The organism is Prauserella marina, from assembly GCF_002240355.1.
In the GTDB taxonomy this organism is placed as follows: Bacteria; Actinomycetota; Actinomycetes; order Mycobacteriales; family Pseudonocardiaceae; genus Prauserella_A; species Prauserella_A marina.
On record NZ_CP016353.1, the window covers coordinates 3,933,307 to 3,949,976 of the forward strand.

General features: G+C 67.3%; 19 protein-coding genes. 10 read left to right on the top strand and 9 right to left on the bottom strand.

The features are described from left to right. Positions 1 to 31: 31 nt before the first annotated feature. Both BAY61_RS18480 and BAY61_RS18485 read right to left on the bottom strand, forming a co-directional pair. Positions 32 to 361, bottom strand: coding sequence for a hypothetical protein (locus tag BAY61_RS18480; protein ID WP_091808876.1), 330 nt, complete (start codon positions 359 to 361; stop codon positions 32 to 34). Further along, positions 358 to 750, bottom strand: a complete 393-nt coding sequence (locus tag BAY61_RS18485) for a WhiB family transcriptional regulator (RefSeq protein WP_420848847.1) — start codon at positions 748 to 750, stop codon at positions 358 to 360. Before BAY61_RS18485 ends, BAY61_RS18480 begins: the two co-directional genes overlap by 4 nt. A gap of 172 nt (positions 751 to 922) precedes the next feature. On the opposite strand from BAY61_RS18485, the gene BAY61_RS18490 reads away from it, so the two are divergent. Together BAY61_RS18490 and BAY61_RS18495 are read left to right on the top strand one after the other, a co-directional pair. Continuing rightward, positions 923 to 1,303: a helix-turn-helix domain-containing protein gene (locus BAY61_RS18490; protein ID WP_091808879.1), complete on the top strand. Its 381-nt coding sequence runs from the start codon at positions 923 to 925 to the stop codon at positions 1,301 to 1,303. Positions 1,304 to 1,563: 260 nt separating this feature from the next. Next, complete coding sequence (locus tag BAY61_RS18495) at positions 1,564 to 2,574, top strand: NsdA family TPR-like regulatory protein (RefSeq protein ID WP_338061491.1); 1,011 nt, start codon at positions 1,564 to 1,566, stop codon at positions 2,572 to 2,574. A 63-nt stretch (positions 2,575 to 2,637) separates the two neighbouring features. Here BAY61_RS18495 and BAY61_RS18500 read toward each other — a convergent pair whose 3' ends face one another. Genes BAY61_RS18500 through BAY61_RS18510 form a run of 3 tightly spaced genes read right to left on the bottom strand, consistent with a single transcriptional unit; the run spans position 2,638 to position 5,257 of the window. Then, positions 2,638 to 3,510 (bottom strand): hypothetical protein, encoded by an 873-nt coding sequence (locus BAY61_RS18500; RefSeq protein WP_091808883.1) that lies wholly within the window; start codon positions 3,508 to 3,510, stop codon positions 2,638 to 2,640. Positions 3,511 to 3,542: 32 nt separating this feature from the next. Continuing rightward, positions 3,543 to 4,088: an NUDIX hydrolase gene (locus tag BAY61_RS18505; protein ID WP_091808886.1), complete on the bottom strand. Its 546-nt coding sequence runs from the start codon at positions 4,086 to 4,088 to the stop codon at positions 3,543 to 3,545. Beyond that, the gene (locus BAY61_RS18510) at positions 4,085 to 5,257 is read right to left on the bottom strand and encodes an NsdA family TPR-like regulatory protein (RefSeq protein WP_091808887.1); all 1,173 of its coding nucleotides are present in this window, start codon (positions 5,255 to 5,257) and stop codon (positions 4,085 to 4,087) included. Before BAY61_RS18510 ends, BAY61_RS18505 begins: the two co-directional genes overlap by 4 nt. A 115-nt stretch (positions 5,258 to 5,372) precedes the next feature. Between BAY61_RS18510 and BAY61_RS18515 the strand changes: the two genes are divergently transcribed. Genes BAY61_RS18515 through BAY61_RS33910 form a run of 3 tightly spaced genes read left to right on the top strand, consistent with a single transcriptional unit; the run spans position 5,373 to position 6,602 of the window. After that, positions 5,373 to 5,957, top strand: a complete 585-nt coding sequence (locus tag BAY61_RS18515) for a hypothetical protein (RefSeq protein WP_245865212.1) — start codon at positions 5,373 to 5,375, stop codon at positions 5,955 to 5,957. Between the two features lie 41 nt (positions 5,958 to 5,998). Continuing rightward, a complete protein-coding gene (locus tag BAY61_RS18520) occupies positions 5,999 to 6,220 on the top strand; it encodes a hypothetical protein (protein ID WP_143021432.1) in 222 nt (73 codons plus the stop codon). Further along, complete coding sequence (locus BAY61_RS33910; RefSeq protein WP_338061492.1) at positions 6,210 to 6,602, top strand: hypothetical protein; 393 nt, start codon at positions 6,210 to 6,212, stop codon at positions 6,600 to 6,602. Before BAY61_RS18520 ends, BAY61_RS33910 begins: the two co-directional genes overlap by 11 nt. Before the next feature lie 348 nt (positions 6,603 to 6,950). On the opposite strand, the gene BAY61_RS18530 is transcribed toward BAY61_RS33910, so the two are convergent. The 4 genes from BAY61_RS18530 to BAY61_RS18545 are packed head-to-tail and all read right to left on the bottom strand — an operon-like array spanning position 6,951 to position 10,633. After that, positions 6,951 to 7,724 (bottom strand): SDR family NAD(P)-dependent oxidoreductase, encoded by a 774-nt coding sequence (locus BAY61_RS18530; RefSeq protein WP_245865214.1) that lies wholly within the window; start codon positions 7,722 to 7,724, stop codon positions 6,951 to 6,953. Between the two features lie 27 nt (positions 7,725 to 7,751). Beyond that, on the bottom strand, positions 7,752 to 9,089 hold the full coding sequence (locus BAY61_RS18535; RefSeq protein ID WP_091808891.1) for a TRAP transporter large permease: 1,338 nt from the start codon (positions 9,087 to 9,089) through the stop codon (positions 7,752 to 7,754). Then, complete coding sequence (locus BAY61_RS18540) at positions 9,086 to 9,622, bottom strand: TRAP transporter small permease (RefSeq protein WP_091808892.1); 537 nt, start codon at positions 9,620 to 9,622, stop codon at positions 9,086 to 9,088. The genes BAY61_RS18535 and BAY61_RS18540 overlap by 4 nt, the downstream gene beginning before the upstream one ends. Before the next feature lie 3 nt (positions 9,623 to 9,625). Beyond that, a complete protein-coding gene (locus BAY61_RS18545; RefSeq protein ID WP_091808894.1) occupies positions 9,626 to 10,633 on the bottom strand; it encodes a DctP family TRAP transporter solute-binding subunit in 1,008 nt (335 codons plus the stop codon). 141 nt (positions 10,634 to 10,774) lie between these two features. Between BAY61_RS18545 and BAY61_RS18550 the strand changes: the two genes are divergently transcribed. Genes BAY61_RS18550 through BAY61_RS18570 form a run of 5 tightly spaced genes read left to right on the top strand, consistent with a single transcriptional unit; the run spans position 10,775 to position 16,067 of the window. Beyond that, a complete protein-coding gene (locus tag BAY61_RS18550) occupies positions 10,775 to 11,656 on the top strand; it encodes an IclR family transcriptional regulator (RefSeq protein WP_091809038.1) in 882 nt (293 codons plus the stop codon). After that, positions 11,653 to 12,825: a thiolase domain-containing protein gene (locus tag BAY61_RS18555; RefSeq protein ID WP_091808896.1), complete on the top strand. Its 1,173-nt coding sequence runs from the start codon at positions 11,653 to 11,655 to the stop codon at positions 12,823 to 12,825. The genes BAY61_RS18550 and BAY61_RS18555 overlap by 4 nt, the downstream gene beginning before the upstream one ends. After that, on the top strand, positions 12,822 to 14,390 hold the full coding sequence (locus tag BAY61_RS18560) for an acyl-CoA synthetase (protein ID WP_091808897.1): 1,569 nt from the start codon (positions 12,822 to 12,824) through the stop codon (positions 14,388 to 14,390). The genes BAY61_RS18555 and BAY61_RS18560 overlap by 4 nt, the downstream gene beginning before the upstream one ends. Continuing rightward, on the top strand, positions 14,387 to 15,280 hold the full coding sequence (locus tag BAY61_RS18565; RefSeq protein ID WP_091808899.1) for a PCC domain-containing protein: 894 nt from the start codon (positions 14,387 to 14,389) through the stop codon (positions 15,278 to 15,280). Before BAY61_RS18560 ends, BAY61_RS18565 begins: the two co-directional genes overlap by 4 nt. Beyond that, positions 15,273 to 16,067, top strand: a complete 795-nt coding sequence (locus BAY61_RS18570; protein WP_091808901.1) for an SDR family NAD(P)-dependent oxidoreductase — start codon at positions 15,273 to 15,275, stop codon at positions 16,065 to 16,067. The genes BAY61_RS18565 and BAY61_RS18570 overlap by 8 nt, the downstream gene beginning before the upstream one ends. Positions 16,068 to 16,670: the final 603 nt, after the last annotated feature.

Here is a 16,670-nt window from a genome sequence, read left to right on the forward strand (position 1 = left end):
GCGGCTGCCCTCTCCTCGTAGCTCTCCCCGCTCACTGTCGATCACCCCGGCGACGCGTCGTGCCGACATCGGTCACCGTCAGAGCGCGCGTCACCACAAACGCCGTGATCAGGTCCGGAATCGCCAGCAAGACCAGCAGCAACGTCGGGTTGTCGACGTGCTTGATCACCAGCCACTGCACACCGACGAACGACGCACCGGCCAGAACCACTCGACCGGCCAGTGACACCACGCGTGCGCTGGTTCGTGCTGCTTCTGCCGCACGACGCGCCCGGCGAGAGCCGGAACGCCACACCAGAACCAGCGCGAGGAGAACTCCGATCCCGGCAAGTACCTCGGTCGGCGTCAGTTCCCATGTCATTGCCTCTCACCGCCGTTCGAGTCCTCCGGCGGGTTGAGGCGGTGCCAGCGCCACGCGGGGTACAGGGCTCTCCGATCGGTCTCGGTCATCGCGCCCCACACGCCGACGGTCTCGGCGCCGTCGACGCGTAGTTCCAGTTCCAGACACTCGTCCTGGACGGGGCAGCCAGCGCACAGGTAGGCAGCGAGCGCGCGGTCCGCGTCCTCGTCGCCGGACAGGTCCGGCATCTCGTCGCGGTCGAAGACCCAGAAACACAGGCCGTCCCGCAGGACCAAGTCGCACAGCACGTCGTCGGGCACGTGGCGGAACTTGGTCAGTGCGAACAGGCGCTCGTCGTAGGCGTCACGGTCGAACTCCGGCGGACCGGAATTGGGCATAGCGGTACTCATGAAGGATTCCCCAAATGAAAGAGAGATGATTTAAGTTCAAATTTGACGCTGATATCGGCTATTGAACGGCCGAATGGGTGCGGATTTCGCGACCCGGCAGGGATGGCGAGTCAGCGAAAGAGACGAAGCGCTAATCTCGGCGCTGAGGTGGCCCCCGCGAGAAGAGGAATAAGTGACCGACAACTGGGCGGCGGTCGGCCGCGCGATCAGCGCGCGCCTGACTGAGCTGAGCATGAAGCAGCGAGAGCTTGCGACGCGCTCGGGTGTCTCGCAAGCGATCGTCCGCGAGATCCAGCACAACACCGTTCAGCGTCGGCGGGGCGACCGAACCTTGGAGGCACTGTCGACTGCTTTGGAGTGGCATCCGCAGCACCTGCTTGCGTTGCTGCACAACAGAAAACCGCCTACCGCGGGACAGCCGCGGGAGCGGATGGACGACCCGGTGACCGCCCGGCTGACGGCCATTGAGGACCGTCTTGCCGATCTCGTCGCGCAGGTCGCCGAACTGCGGGCCGACGTCACCATCGCGTTGAAAGATCGGGATGCGCGGTAGCTGCCCGGTAGCCCTCGCGGGGTTCCTGTCGTTCGTTTCCATGTCTCTAGAAAACGGCAGGAAACCCCTGTTCCACAGGTGGCGACGGTTAACACCTAGACCATTAACCGCAATTAACCTCGCAGGTCAGAGCAGTTATCGGGGCGGCTGAGAACATGGCCGCGACGCTATTGCGGGCCGCCCGAATCAGGGCTGGATACAAACAGGAGCAGGTCATTTCAGACCTGCTCCGGCTGGCACTGACTCGCAACGTCCCGGTTATGTCAGCGACGAGTTTGAAGACCAAGCTGTCCCGTTGGGAGAACGGCCACGAGCAGGTCAGCGCGCCTTACCAGGCACTGTTCAGGGAGCTTTACGGCAGGGAGAACGAGGAACTCGGCTTCCCCGCCGAGGAAGTCGACGAGAGCACCGAGCAGCTCCGCGAACGTATCGCCGTCGCGCGCACGGTCGACGCCGGAACAGTCGAGCTGTTTCGGCAGCAGCTTGAGCAGGCGCGTGCGGTCGATCGGAAGTTCGGCGGTGTCACGACGCTCGACCAACTCCGCGCACAGATCGCCAAGGTTCAGGAGCTACTCGACTTCAGCACTACGAACGGTCAGCGACAACCGCTCGCGCGCGTGCTCACCGAGGTGTCCGCACTGGCGGGCTGGGAGTCGATCGACCGCAACGCGCACGGGCAAGCATGGCAGCACCATGAGACCGCGAAGGCCGCCGCGCGAGAAGCGGGAGACGGGCATCTCCTCGCGCACGCCATGGCGCAGCAAGCTTTCATCCTCATCGACCTCGACGAGACAGCTCTGGCGGTCGAGCAGTTCGCAGCCGCGCGGGACGCGGCCGTCGACACGTCGGCGCTCCTGCGCGCGTGGCTGGCAGCCGCTCACGGAGAGGGCCTCGCGGCTGCCGGACGTCGCGACGATGCTTTGCGCGCGTTCGACGACGCGGCCACGCTCCTGCCGAGCGACCCAGCAGAGCCGCATCTGTCGTTCCTGTTCCTGGCAGGCACTCACCTCGACCGTTGGCGGGGAAACGCGCTAAGCCTCCTCGGCGAGTCGGAGGCCATCGACCAACTGACCCGCACGCTGCCGCTACTCCCGCCTGACTTCAACCGCGCACGAGCAGGCATGCTCGTGGATCTCGCGTACGCGCACGCAGTGGCGGGAGACCGAGACGGTGCACTCAACTATGCGCGTCAGGCCAAGCGGCTCGCGTCTCAAATCAAGTCCGATAGGCAGTTGCGGAGACTCGGCAGGCTTGTACTACCACACAAATGAACCTGCGAACCCACTACCCACCGATGTCACGCGAACCACGACGTAAAGAATTGCGTTTTCTAACTACTTCGTCCTCCACCGCATGACAGTCTCGGCAATCTGAGAAAGGAAATCAGCTTGCATTTTGGAAACCTCGTCGCCTCGCAATACAAACGCACTTTGTAGCTTGAATTTTCTAGCGGCACGGTCGTCGATATCGTGGACGGCAAGCAGCAACGAGGGCAGCATCCTATCCCACACGATCCCATCAATAGAGAGGCGTTGGCCCACCTTTCCTAGGTCAACCTCGGCAGCTTTCATGAAACGGTCATCTATTATGCCTCGACGGTGAACAATCAAATTGCGAGACGCAATGCAAATTGAAATATCTTTCCGGGTGGACAAGGAAGGGATCAGCTCCAAGTCAAACCGCTTGGCGCAGTATTCAGCTATCCGAATGAATCCCTGAAAGGAGAGTTCATTGATCTTTTTCTCAATCAACCAAACTTGCAGCGAAGGCAAGTCATCGTGCGCGAAGACGTCGCGGAGCGAGATGGTAGCATCGGATTCAACCAGCGCGGACGGCTGTTCACGTAGTATTAGTGCTATAAGATCGCACACGTAGCAAAGGAAATTGTCTACGTATCGACAGAGCAGCGCTTCAATGGCTGTACGATAACTCTGGGCTGCAACCTTTCGCGCGACGCTACCTCGATGTTCGATCGAGACCGCTGCCAATGAGGAAGCTTCTGAGTATTTGATCTCTTCCAGGTGGCTGGACGCTTTCGAGTCACGTATCGCACTAGCAATCATTTGCGTGAAGCTTTCCATTTCGCGCGCGAGAAATTCATATCCCACTATCCAGCTCAAATCCCGCGCATGCTGCTCAAAGAACCTAGCTCCGGCGAGCGAACTCGCCGAATCCGGGATCTCAAACGGATTAGCCTCGCTGCTCATTGACCTACTCCCATTTGAGCCAAATTGATTCCCTATTTCCTAGGTGCAATCAAAAGAAGCAACGGGACTAGCGCGCCTGCGCCCAGAATTTTCTGTTCCCTAACCAAACCCGGAATGCGGTTTAGCGGAACCCACTCAAGCCGCCCGACTTCTTCGGTCTCGGTGGGGTCGCCGACGTACTCCGCCTGACGCCACAAGTACACCTCGGTCGGCGCGGTGACCTGACCAGGGAGCGGCTCGAAGCTCACGAGGTGCTCCGGTTCGCCGACCGGTCGCCAGCCGCTCTCCTCAACTGCTTCTCGCGCGGCGGTCTTCGCGGGGTCTTCGCCGTCCTCGACCAGACCGCCAAGCAGCTCGTAGCCCCACTGATTGGTTGGGAAGCGATACCGCCAGAGCATGAGGACCTCGTCCTCGTCGTTGACGATCAGCGCTATGGCGATGCGTGCGAGGTGAACGACGTGGTACTCCCAGCGTTCGCCGTTCGGTGCCTGCACGTCGGCGAGCCCGAGTTTGACCCATTGGTTGTCATAGATCAGCCGCTCACCGTAGGTCTGCCATGCGCCGTACTCATCCGTCACGCCCGCAGCTTACGGGCAACGAGCGATTGGACACGACGCCGCTGGCGGACGGATCCGATCTCGGCTGCGAGCCTCTCCGCATGCGCCGCGTGGTGCTGGGCAGCCTCTTGTTCACCCGAAGCAGCAAGGGCGGTTGCCAGGTCAACTCGTAGTCCTGTTTCCGCTCTGGTGAACGTTGGATCGAGCCTGTCCAGGCTTGAGGCGAGAACGTCAACTGCCTCGGGTTCACCGACGCGCGCCAGCGCGTGGCCACGCCACCGACCGAGATGCACACGGTCGAGCACAACGTACGGGCCAGACTCGGGCGACGTTTCACCTGGTAGTACGGCTTGCGCTCGATCGAATGCACGCATGCTGTCATCTCGCCGACCACCAGCTGCGAGAACCTCACCATGCGCTGCCGCCAGCCACGAACGCATGAGTCTGCTGGTCCGAGTGCCGACGTGCTTCCTCATCTCACCGAGTAGCTTGATCGCAATCTCGGTGTCTCCCAGTTCAACCAGCACGAACGCCTGCCCAGCGGCGGAGTGGGCAACGTAGGCGGGGTCGCCGCATTCGGCTGCCGCTGAGCGGGCACGCGTGTACTGCTGCCAGGCTTCTGCAATGTTCCCGGTGTCGAGCGCTTGCCAGCCCGAAAGCGCGAACAATTCCGACACCAGTGCGGCGAGAGAGTCACGAACACTTGGCGTAACGCTGAACTGAAGAAACCGCTCGACCTGTGCGGCCTTCGCATGAACCTCGTCCCGTGTCGCCAGCGCGCCGAGTTGCCGGTCAAGTCGCCGTGTCGCACCGAGCTGGTCTTGCAAGAGCTTGAGCACGAATTGATCCACCTTGGCTGATGTCCGAAACAACTGTCGTAGCTCGGGGTCAGCGGGCGGAACTGGCGAGATCGGCGCCGCGTTCGGGGCAAGCAGTTCAGGCAGCCCAACGCCAAAGATCCTTTCGAGAAGCCGCGCAGTCGCAGGGAGCGGACGGCCCAATGGGCGCCCCCTGTCTCCCCTACCTGCCGCGAGGCGTGCGAGGTGTCGGCTGCTCAGCCTGCCCGGCTCGCCTTTTGTACGAGCGAACTCGTTGGCGAACTCGACAAACTCCTCAAAGGTCTGGTTGCGCTCCCAGATCAGCAGTTCGAGCAGCGTTCGGGCCTCCCTCGGCCTCTTCAGATTCGGCATGCCGCGTCTCCCCGTGGCCGCATGGCACCTCCGTGGCGCCTCGATGACATGGCGATGATATAAGCACGCTTGAAAAGCTGATTCTAGCTCTTGAACCAGCAGAGAGGGGCTAGACATGGCAGCGAGTCGAAGCACTCACGACCAGCCGATGTTCATGACGTGGTGCCAACGTGCGGCCGAACGGCCCGACAGGGACAAAGTGCGCGCACCCCACCAGCAGGCCCTCCACCAGCCCACACCTGACCTCGACTACACCCCAGCGCCCGAGTATCCGAGCCTCTACACTCCGCTGAACAAGGACCAGCTCGACATGATCCGGCGAGTCCTCATTAACGAAGACGACGCCTTGCACGCAGCGGTGCTGTTGGATGCCGCCAGTTACCCGGAGGTGGTGCACTCCGCTCAGGACAACACCGAAGAAGACCTCGAAGGCGTCACGACGATTCGTGCTCTCCGGCAACCTGCTTATGCCGACTTGGAAGCCGCCCTGCGCCGGATCAACCGCGCCGTGGACAGTGAAACCGAACCATGCCACCAACGTCGATGGGAAGGCCACGACGACGGCACCACCGCACTCCGCGCCCTCGGACTCCAACTACTCGAACTGGGCTTCACGGTGGCTGACGCAAGTGGACTCGACTGCGCCGAGGTCGAATCGGCGGTCTCCAGGGTCTACGGCTTGTCTGGCCAAGCATCATGACGTCCCACGTTTCCGTCGAGCAGTCCTTCGCCGGAAGGTGCATGCACATCTCCGATGCCATTCAGGCTCAAACAAACGGCCTCCTCGACCGCATCGATGCCAACCCCAACGACCACGAGGCCCGAGAAACGCTCATGAACCTTGGTCGCGAACTCGCCGACCAGGGTTGCGGGCTATTGGACTACGTGGACCTGGACGTGTCGTCTGTGTCCAGCGCGCTCAACGCCGTGCTCGACTCCGCAACCCGCAGCGATGACCAGTAGCGGCCCGATGTTCGGCGGCGTCATGTTGGCGCGCCCCGCGCAAGGCGCCGTCGGGGAGGCCGAGCGCGTCTGCCATGTCATCCCGATTCCGGACGGCACGCTTCCGAACGAGCTCACCGCGCTCTGTGGAACGTCCTTCGGACACGGTCAACTTGAGCGTCTCGACGGTCCGGCAGGCATGCCTTGCGAATCCTGTCTCTGGCGAGCAACGGTTCCGCCGAACCGCTCGTTGAGTGGTGGTTCGGCCTCGTTCACTGGCGAGACGGTCAAACGACGGCTCGACACGATCGAACGGACGTTGAGCGAGTTGGAAATTCAGCTTGACGCGATGAGGGCGGCAATCGCGGCGATCCTCGATGATCGAAGACGAGACCGCCACTGATCGGTCATGGGCCACCATCGTCAATACGGTGACACGCGCAAAACCAAGCCTGGTCGGGACGGCGGGACGCATGTGCACTGAGGTGTCCCGCCGTCCCGAGAACACTTCTGCACTGGTCAACAACGGTTCCACCTCGCTCGCCAGCCTGTCCCGCTGGCCGCTTAAGGGGACACCTCACTTGAACACCCACGCGGCAGCTCGACGCAAAGCGAAGAGTAGGGATTGTGCGCAAGATCGTCCTCGGACACACGCACTATCTACACGGGGACCGGCTGTCGCATAGATGGCCGGTTCTTTTGGTTCGTAGCGTAGTTCCAGGTTCAGTGCTTGATAGAGCCGGGCCAGGCCTCAGCCGATCGCGGCGCCGCCGCAGACCTTCAGCACCTGGCCGGTAACGAACGCCGCGCCCGGCGAGGCCAGATACGCCACCGCGGCGCCGACCTCCTCCGGCTCGCCCATCCGCTGGATCACCTGGTCGTCGAGCGCGTAGGTGACCGACGTCGTCAGTGGCGTGGCGATCGGGCCGGGAGCCACCGAGTTGCACGTGATCCCGTACGGGCCGACCTCCTTGGCCAGCCACTTGGTCAGCGCGATGACGCCCCCCTTGGACGCGGCGTAGGCCGGGCCCGACCGGCCGCCGCCCTCACCGCCCGAGCGGGGGCCGCCCATGATCCCGGAGATCGAGCTGATGTTGATGATCCGGCCCTCGCCCCGGTCCTTCATGTGCGGGTGCACGGCGGCGCGGCTGTAGAGGAACATGCCGTGCAGGTTGGTGTCGAGGTCGCGGTGCCACTCGCCCTCGGTCAGCGCGTCCAGCCCGGCCCGGCTGGCCGTGCCCGCGTTGTTGACCAGCACGTCGATCTTGCCGAACTCGGCGACGAGTTCGTTCACCGAGCGCCGCACCTCGTCCTCGTCGCGTACGTCGACCCTGCGGTAGGCGAAACGCCGCGCCGGGAACTCCTCCCGCAGCTCGGCCACCGGGTCGACGTCGTCGGCGAGGTCCACCACCAGCACGTCGGCGCCCTGGCCCGCGAGCACTCTCGCGGTGGCCAGTCCGATACCCCTGGCGCCTCCGGTGACGAGTGCGACCTGACCGGCGAGGTCGAACGGGTTCACGGCCATCTTCTCCCCTCCCTGGGCTGGAACACGCTAGAAACCGAGCAGATCGGGCAGCCAGTTCGACAGCGCGGGCACGTAGGACACGAGCAGCACCACAACTAGCCCCGCGACGAAGAACGGCCGGATGCCCTTCACCACCTCGACGAGCGAGATGCGCGCGATCCCCGCTGCCACGAACAGGTTCACGCCCACGGGCGGTGTCACCAGTCCCAGGGCCAGGTTCACGACCATCAGCACTCCGATGGTGGTCACGTCGACGCCGACCTCGAGCAGGACCGGCGCGATGATCGGGATGAACAGGTACAGCGCCGACACCGCGTCGATGAACGCGCCCACCACGAGCAGCAGGATGACCGCCAGCAGGATGATGAGGTACTTGTTGCCGGTCAGTCCGAGCAACGCGTCGGACACGCCCGCCGCGATGTCGTTGACGGTCACCACGTAGGCGAACACCGAGGCCGCGCCGACGATGAGCATCACAACGGCCGACTGCGCCGCCGCGGTCGTGAAGATCCGGTACAGCTGCGCCGGCTTGATCTCGCGGTAGAACAGCACCCCGACGAGCAGCGCGTACGTGGCGGCGACCACCGCCGACTCGGTGGGCGTGACGATCCCGCCGTAGATGCCGCCGAGGATGATGACCGGCAGCAGCAGCCCGGGAAGGGCCTTGCCGACCGCGCGGGCGAAACTCTCCTTCGGCGGTCCGTCGCCGGTGCGCGCGGGAGCCTGCGCCGCGCCGGGACCGCCCGAGGTCGCCGTGGCGGGTGCCTTCCTCGGCAGGAACAGGCACGCGATCACCAGCGCGACGGCCAGCATGATGCCCGGCACGACGCCAGCCACGAACAACCGGACGATCGAGACGCCCGAGAAGTCGCTGACGACCACGGCGAAGATGATGAACGCGATGCTCGGCGGCACGATGATGCCCATCGAGCCCGCGGTGGCCATGAGCGACGACGCGTGCCGCGCGGAGTAGCCATGGCGGATCAGCGCCGGGATGAGAATGGAACCGATCGCGGCGACCGTCGCGGGCCCCGAACCGGAGATCGCGGAGAAGAAGAACGCCGCCACGATCACCACGATCGCCAGGCCGTGCTTGCGCTGCCCCACACACGCGTGGGCGAAGTCGACGAGCCTGCGGGAGATGCCCGCGTACTCCATGATCACGCCCGCGAGGATGAAGAACGGGATCGCCAGCAGGGTCTCCGACGACACCGACGAGACGAATACGCTCGGCACCAGCGACAGCTCGCCGAGCCCTCCCATCACCACCAGCGAGCACACCGCGGACACACCGAGCGCGAACGCCACCGGCACGCCCAGCATCAGCAGGACGAGAAACGCTCCGAAGAGGACTACCCCGATCACCGGCCGGCCTCCTCGTCGTCCTTGTCGTCGCCGGTGGCCGCGGCGGGGGCACCGACATCGGCATCAGCCGTGGCCGTGCGGAACCCGGCCCTGCCAGCCTGGATCGTGCGGTAGGCGCCGAGCAGTGCCCCGACCGGCAGCGCGATCGTGAACAGCCACTGCGGCACACCGATCGACGGTGTCGCCCTGCCTCGCTCCGCCTGCTGGAGAGCCAGTTCGAGACCGAAGACCAGCAGCACGGCAAGGAACACGAGGATCGACAGCGTGATGAGCACGGTCATGGTGGCGCGCACGGCGCCGCGGGCGCGTTCGTGCAGCGCGCTGAAGCCCAGGTGCGCGCCCTCCCGCAACCCGATCACCGCGCCCATCATGAGCATCCACACCGCGAGGTTCACGGTGAGCTCGGAGGTGAAGGCCAGCGAGGCGTTGAGGAAGTAGCGGGACAGGACGTTGACGAAGGCCACGAGGGCCACGGCGGCGAACGGGATCGCGGCCAGCAGGTTCTCGACGGTGGCGAGGCGGCGGTCGAACACGGCTCAGCTCCCCGGTTTCACGGCCGTGGTCAGGGTGTCGCCCCAGACCGGCTCGTACTCGTCGTAGAGCGGCTGCATCGCCTGCCGGAACGCGTTCACCTGCTCGTCGGTAAGCCGGGTGACGTCCATGAGCCCGGCGTGCCGGTCGATCTCGGCCTGCTCGAGGTCGCGGCTGGCCTGGACCTGGAAGGCGTTGGCCTCCTCGGCGGCGTCGAGCACGATCCGCTGGTCGGCCTCGCCAAGCGAGTCGAACAGCTCCTCGTTCATGCCGAGCACCAGCGGGTCGTAGACGTAGTTCCAGACGGTGAGGTACTCCTGCACCTCGGCCAGTCCCGACGACGAGATGACGTCCATCGGGTTCTCCTGCCCCTCGATGGTCCCCTGCTGCAGCGAGGTGAAGACCTCCGAGAAGTTCATCGTGGTCGGGTTGGCGCCCATCCCGCGGTAGATGTCGGTGAACAGCCCGATGCCGGGAATCCGGATCTTGATGCCGTCGAGGTCGTCCGGTGTGGTCACGGGCCGCACGTTGTTGGAGACCTGGCGGAACCCGCTCTCGCCGAAGCCGAGCATCTTCACGCCGTACTCCGCGCACAGGTCCTCGTAGGCCGCGCGCGCACCGTTGTCGATGGCGCGGTCGGCGTCCTCGTAGTCCTGGTACAGGAACGGGGCGTTGATGGCGCCGAACCGGGGGTCGATGCCCGCGTAGATGATCGTGGAGTTGTAGGAGAAGTCCTTGCTCCCGCTCATCAACTGCTCGACACCCGCGGCCGGGTCACCCGCCGAGAGCTGCTCACCGGTGAACACCCGCAGCCGCATCCGTCCATCCGACTCGCGTTCGAGCGCGTCCGCGAACCGTTCGGCGGCCTGGTACCACGTGGACGACTCACCGGTCGTGACCGTCATGTTCCAGGTGTGGACCTCGTCGCCGGGCACCGCGGCCACCGACCCACATCCGCTCAGTGCCAGGCAGGCCAGCACGGCGACGCCGCGCAGCCGGCGCTTCGACATCATTGTCGTTCTCCTCGTCCGCTCTGATGGGAGGCCCACTGATGGTGGGAGGAGCCTGCCACCGAAGTCAATGCCGCTTCGCGATCTCTGGTCCACATCATGGACCGTTGCAAGGAGCCCGGTTCTCTGCTCATCATGGTTCTCATGAGCGCTGATGCCGAGCCGCGACCGTTGCGAGAACGCGGCAACCTCGCTCGACGGTCCGCATCATGGACCATCGCGCACTCCGCGGAGACCGGCGCCGAACCGGCGGGCGCGCAGAGCATCCAGCGGGCACTCGTGCTGCTCAATCTCGTGGCCGTGCTGGCGCGGGACCGGCCGGACGGAGTGTCGCTGTCCGAGCTGACGCGGGTCAGCGAACGGCCCAAGGCGAGCGTGCGGCGCGTGCTGGTGGCACTCGTGGGGGCCGGCTACGTCGAGCAGGATCCCGAGACCTCGCGCTACCGCCTCGGCCTGCAGGCGGCCGTGCTCGGTGAGCTCGCGAGCCAGGGCGCCGACCGGCTCGGCGCGGTCAGCACCGACAGCCTCATCCGACTGTCCGATGTGTCCTCGGACACCGCGTTCCTCACCGTGCGGCACGGCAGCTACGCGGTGTGCGCGCGCAGGCAGGAGGGACCGGGCCCGATCCGCAACTACGCGCTCGCCGTGGGCGACCGCCACCCGCTCGGCGTGGGTGCGGGCAGCCTCGCGCTGCTGAGCGCGCTGCCCGACGACGAGATAGCCGACGTGCTCTCCGCCACGGCCGCCGCCCGCACGCGGTACCCGCGTTTCGACGACGAGACGCTGCACCGGCTGGTGCGGCGCTCGCGCACAGCGGGCTACGCGCTCAACGACGGCCTGTTCATCGCAGGCTCGTGGGCCGTGGGAGTCGTGGTGCGCGACGCCGACGACCGCCCCGTGGCCGCGCTCAGTGTCGCGACCATCGCCGAACGACTCGGCAGGCAACGCCGGGAGGAGCTCGTCGAGGTCCTGCGGCGCGAAGCCGAGACCATGCACGCCGCACTCACCCGGAGGACCCAGCCATGACCACCTCGCCCAGCATCATCGGATGGGCGCACTCCGCGTTCGGCAAGGCGGCCGAACCCGACGTGGAGGCCCTGCTCGCGTCCGTCACCGGCACGGCGCTCGACCACGCCGGGGTCGGCGCGGGCGAGCTCGACGGCGTGTTCGTCGGCGTCTTCAACGGCGGGTTGTCCCGCCAGGGTTTCGAGGCCGGGCTGGTGGGTTCGGGCCGTCCCGAGCTCGCGCGCGTTCCCGCCCTGCACGCCGAGAACGCGTGTGCCACGGGCTCGGCCGCGCTGTACGCGGCGCTGGACTTCGTGCAGTCGGGGCGCGGCAGGATCGCGCTCGTCGCGGGCGCGGAGAAGATGACGACCGCGCGGCCGGAGGTGCTCAACGACGCGCTGCTCACCGCCTCCTACCGCCGGGAGGAGGAGCAGGCGGGCAGCTTCGCCGGGGTGTTCGGCGACATCGCACGGAGCTACTTCGACCGCTACGGCGACCACCGCGAGACGATGGCCCGCATTGCGGCGAAGAACCACCGCAACGGTGTCGACAACCCGCACGCGCACCTGCGCAAGGACGTCGGCTTCGAGTTCTGCAACGAGGTGTCCGACCGCAACCCGCTCGTCGCGGACCCGTTGCGCCGCACCGACTGCTCGCTGGTGTCCGACGGCGCCGCCGCGGTGGTCGTCGCCGCGCCGGAGATCGCCGCTTCCGCCCAGCGGGCCATCACGTGGCGCGCTCGCGCGCAGGCCAACGACCACCTGCCGCTGAGCCGCAGGGCGGACGTGCTCGAATTCGCCGGGGCGAGGGACGCGTTCACGCGCGCCATGGCGACAGCGGGATCGGCACTGTCCGATCTGGACCTGCTGGAGACCCACGACTGCTTCACCATCGCCGAGCTGTTGCAGTACGAGGCGTTCGGTCTCACCGAGCCGGGCAAGGGCGCGACCGCCCTCGACGAAGGGCTGACCGAGCGCACCGGCACGCTGCCCGTGAATCCTTCGGGCGGGCTCAAGGCCAAGGGGCACCCGATCGGGGCGACGGGCATTTCCCAGCACATCATGGCGTCGCTGCAACTGACGGGTGAGGCGGGCGGCATGCAGGTCGAGGGCGCCGAGCTCGCGGGCGTGTTCAACATGGGCGGCGTCGCCGTGGCCAACTACTTCTCCGTACTGGAACGGCTCCGGTGAGCGCACCCAACTGGCGTGCGGTCAACCTGGCGCACCTGCTCACCGCCACGGCCCGCAGGCTGCCCGGCCGTGACGCGCTGGTGCACGGGCCGGCGCGGCTCACCTGGGCCGAGCTGAACGAGCGCGTCGACGCCGTGGCGGCGGAGCTGCGCCGCCGGGGTGTCGGGCGCGGCGACGCGGTGCTCGTGCACTCCCCCAACCACGTCGAGCTGGTCGCGACGATGTTCGGCGTGTGGCGGGCGGGCGCGGTGTTCGCTCCGGCCAACTACCGGCTCACGCCGGCCGAGGTGGCCGGGCTCGCTAAGCTCACGCGGCCGACGGCGCTGGTGTGCCACGCGGACTACTCGGCGCACGCGGCGGCGGTCGCCGACGTGGCCGGCCTGCACGGCGGCACGCTGTGGCTCGGCGCCGAGCCGGGTGCCGACGACGCGCTGGTCTCGCTGCCAGCCGCGGGCCCGCAGCCCGACGAGCCGGTGCGCGACGGCGATCACGCCTGGTACTTCTTCACCTCTGGCACGAGCGGCAGGCCGAAGGCCGTGGTGCTGACGCACGACCAGATGGGATTCGTGGTCAACAACCACCTGTGCGACCTGATGCCGGGGCTCGCCGACTCCGACGCCCAGATCGTGGTGGCGCCGCTCTCGCACGGCGCGGGCGTGCACCTGCTGCCGCAGGTCGCACGTGGCGCGAAGACCGTGCTGCCCACCTCGGCGAGCCTGGATCCGGCCGAGATCTGGCGCCTGGTCGAGGCCGAGCGGGTGACCAACGCGTTCACGGTGCCGACGATCCTCACGGCGCTGACGCAGTCGCCCGAGGCGGCGGCCCGCGACCTCTCGTCGCTGCGGTACGTGATCTACGCGGGCGCCCCGATGTACCGGGCCGACCAGGAACGCGCCCGCGAGGTACTCGGGGACGTGCTCGTGCAGTACTACGGGCTCGGCGAGGTCACAGGCAACATCACGGTGCTGCCCCCGGCGCAGCACGGCCGCCCTTCGGCCGACGGCGTCGAGTTCGGCACGTGCGGCTACCCGAGGACCGGCATGCAGGTGAGCATCCAGGACTCCGATGGCGCCGAACTGCCCGTCGGCGAGCAGGGCGAGATCTGCGTGGCGGGTCCCGCGGTGTTCGCCGGGTACCTCAACAACGACGAGGCCGACGCGGCGTCGTTCCGGGACGGCTGGTTCCGCACCGGCGATCTCGGCATGGTCGACGGCGAGGGCTACGTCTACGTGACCGGCCGCGCCTCCGACATGTTCATCTCCGGCGGGTCCAACGTGTACCCGAGGGAAATCGAGGAACGCCTGCTGCGCCACCCGTCGATCGCCGAGGTGGCCGTGGTCGGAGTGCCGGACCCGAAGTGGGGCGAGATCGGCGTCGCCGTGTGCGTGGCCGACGGTGGCCGCGCCGACGACGAGAACCTGCGGTCGTGGCTGTCGGAGACGCTGGCAAGGTACAAGATCCCGAAGCGATTCGTGTGGTGGGACGACATCCCGAAGTCCGGCTACGGCAAGGTCGTCAAGCGCACGATCCGCGAGCGCCTCGAACACGACCTGGCGGCGTCGTGACCGCCCGGCGGGCCGGTGTCCCGCTGGTCCATCCCGGACCGGTGGCCGCCGAGCGCATCGTGTCGGTGCCGACGAGCGTGTCCGTCGTGCGGGCCGAACTGGCACCGGGAACCGTGGTGTCGCAAGGACTCTGGGCGCTCACCCAGGCCGCGGGGTGTCAGAGCGCGAGCGCCGAGCTGGCCCACGGGTGCTTCGGAACGCTGCGCTACGTCCACCCGGCGATCGGCACGGACGGCGAGCGGCCCGCGACGTTCAGCGCGACCGTCGAACCCGCCGCGCCCGGCTTCGTGGTCAGCGGCACGGCCACGGTCGGCACCCGGGACGGCGCGGCGTTCACGCACCTGCACGCCACCTGGCTCGACGGCGAGGGGCGACTGCGCGGCGGGCACCTGCTGCCGGAGACCACCGTCGGCGTCGTGCCGATCCAGGTGACGCTGCGGGCACAGCACGACGTCGCGTTACTGAGCGAGGCCGACCCCGAGACGTCGATGCCCGCGTTCACGCCGCACCCGGTCGCCTCCGACAGCAACAGCGGCACGCGAGCGGTGATGTCGCGCGTGCGGCCCGGCGTCGATCTGCACGACGCGGTGGCCGAGATCGCCGCACGCGCCGGGTTCGAGTCGGCGATCGTGCGGGCCAGCCTCGGCAGCGTCGTCGGCGCGCGCCTGCGCTCCGGCGCGGGCCGGACCGTGGAGGCCGACTGGCCCGCCACGGAGTTCACCACGCTCACCGGCACGGTCACCGGCACGGACGGCGGGCCGCCCGAGGTCCTGCTGACCGGCTCGCTGGTCGACCTCAACGGGCACGTGCACTCCGGTGTCGTGCTCCCGGGGCAGAACCCCGTGGCGGTGACGTTCGAGCTCTACGTCGAGGAGGCGGCGCATGGGTGATCGGCTGGCCGGGCAGGTCGCGATCGTGTTCGGTGGCGGTGGCGGCGAGAGCGGCGTCAGCAACGGGCAGGCCGCGGCGATGACCTATGCGCGCGAGGGCGCCGCGGTCGCCGTGGTGGACCTCGACCCGGCGGCGGCGCGGCACACGACCGACGCCGTCCATGCCGAGGGCGGTACCGCGGTGGCGCTCACGGCCGACGTGACCGACGGCGACTCCGTGGCCGGGGCGGTCCGGCGGGCGGCCGAGGAGCTGGGGCCCTCGGACATCCTGCACAACAACGTCGGCGCCACCGTGCTCGGCGGCCCCGTCGATCTCGACTACGACCAGTGGCGGCGGGCGTTCGCGATCAACGTCGACAGCGTGTTCCTGACGTGCAAATACGTGCTGCCCGCGATGATCGAGCGCGGCCGTGGCGCGATCGTGAACGTGTCGTCGGCCGCGGCGCTGCGCCACATCGGCTACGCCTACCCGGCCTACATGGCGGCCAAGGCCGCGGTGAACCAGGTGACCGTCTCGCTCGCGCTGACCCATGCCGCACAGGGGATCCGCGCGAACTCGGTGGCTCCCGGCTACATCGACACCCCGCTGGTGCGGCGGCAACTGGCGTCGCAGGCGGACTCGATCGACGACCTGCTCGCCACCCGGAACTCGGCCAGCCCCACCAGTCGCATGGGCACGCCGTGGGACGTCGCCAACGCCTGCCTGTTCCTGGCTTCGCCCGAGGCCGCCTACGTCAACGCCGTGTGCCTGCCGGTCGACGGTGGTCTGGTGATGAGCGCGGGCTGAGGAGCCTCAGGCCGTGCACGTGGCCTGGCGACTGGGCCCGGTACCGAGCAACAGCACCGCGCCGCCGCCACCCGTCGCCGTACACGCGATCTACTCGGCCGCCACAGTGGACAGTTGCGCGAGCGAGTCGTCCGGAACGCGCGGAGTGTCGTCGCGCGCGATGGGAAACGGCGCGCTCTGTAAGAGAAGTGCCCCTCGATCGGCATTCTCACCTCCGCCGCGCCGCTGGGCGGGCGATCTCGCGCCGCAGGTAGACCGCGTTCCTCGCCGGGGTGCCGGATTCCCCGTCTGTGCCGCGGCCCGCCGTGCTCGCCGGTCTCGGTCACCCAGGCCGATTCGCCGTCAAGCTCGCGCTGAAGGCGCCGGCCATGCCCACGAAAAACCTCCAGCTCAACCGGTCTTTGAGCGACGAGCCGCCAGAGCGGCCCGGTTGTCGGATCTCGTACTCCGGCCGCGCGGCAGCACAAGACAGAACGGAGCACCAAGTGCCGCGGTGATGATCCCAATAGGGATCTCCTTGGCCGGCCGGGCGTGCGCGTGAGCGGTTCGACACCGAAAGGCGGGTGAGACGAGGAGTCCGACGAACCCGATCCCGCCGGCGGA

Excerpts from the sequence above, each read along its gene's own strand:
- BAY61_RS18530 (WP_245865214.1), bottom strand. The coding sequence starts at position 7,724 with ATGGCCGTGAACCCGTTCGACCTCGCCGGTCAGGTCGCACTCGTCACC.
- BAY61_RS18520 (WP_143021432.1), top strand. The coding sequence starts at position 5,999 with ATGCACATCTCCGATGCCATTCAGGCTCAAACAAACGGCCTCCTCGAC.
- BAY61_RS18480 (WP_091808876.1), bottom strand. The coding sequence starts at position 361 with ATGACATGGGAACTGACGCCGACCGAGGTACTTGCCGGGATCGGAGTT.
- BAY61_RS18555 (WP_091808896.1), top strand. The coding sequence starts at position 11,653 with ATGACCACCTCGCCCAGCATCATCGGATGGGCGCACTCCGCGTTCGGC.
- BAY61_RS18495 (WP_338061491.1), top strand. The coding sequence starts at position 1,564 with ATGTCAGCGACGAGTTTGAAGACCAAGCTGTCCCGTTGGGAGAACGGC.
- BAY61_RS33910 (WP_338061492.1), top strand. The coding sequence starts at position 6,210 with ATGACCAGTAGCGGCCCGATGTTCGGCGGCGTCATGTTGGCGCGCCCC.
- BAY61_RS18510 (WP_091808887.1), bottom strand. The coding sequence starts at position 5,257 with ATGCCGAATCTGAAGAGGCCGAGGGAGGCCCGAACGCTGCTCGAACTG.
- BAY61_RS18485 (WP_420848847.1), bottom strand. The coding sequence starts at position 750 with ATGAGTACCGCTATGCCCAATTCCGGTCCGCCGGAGTTCGACCGTGAC.
- BAY61_RS18515 (WP_245865212.1), top strand. The coding sequence starts at position 5,373 with ATGGCAGCGAGTCGAAGCACTCACGACCAGCCGATGTTCATGACGTGG.
- BAY61_RS18570 (WP_091808901.1), top strand. The coding sequence starts at position 15,273 with ATGGGTGATCGGCTGGCCGGGCAGGTCGCGATCGTGTTCGGTGGCGGT.
- BAY61_RS18500 (WP_091808883.1), bottom strand. The coding sequence starts at position 3,510 with ATGAGCAGCGAGGCTAATCCGTTTGAGATCCCGGATTCGGCGAGTTCG.
- BAY61_RS18550 (WP_091809038.1), top strand. The coding sequence starts at position 10,775 with ATGAGCGCTGATGCCGAGCCGCGACCGTTGCGAGAACGCGGCAACCTC.
- BAY61_RS18545 (WP_091808894.1), bottom strand. The coding sequence starts at position 10,633 with ATGATGTCGAAGCGCCGGCTGCGCGGCGTCGCCGTGCTGGCCTGCCTG.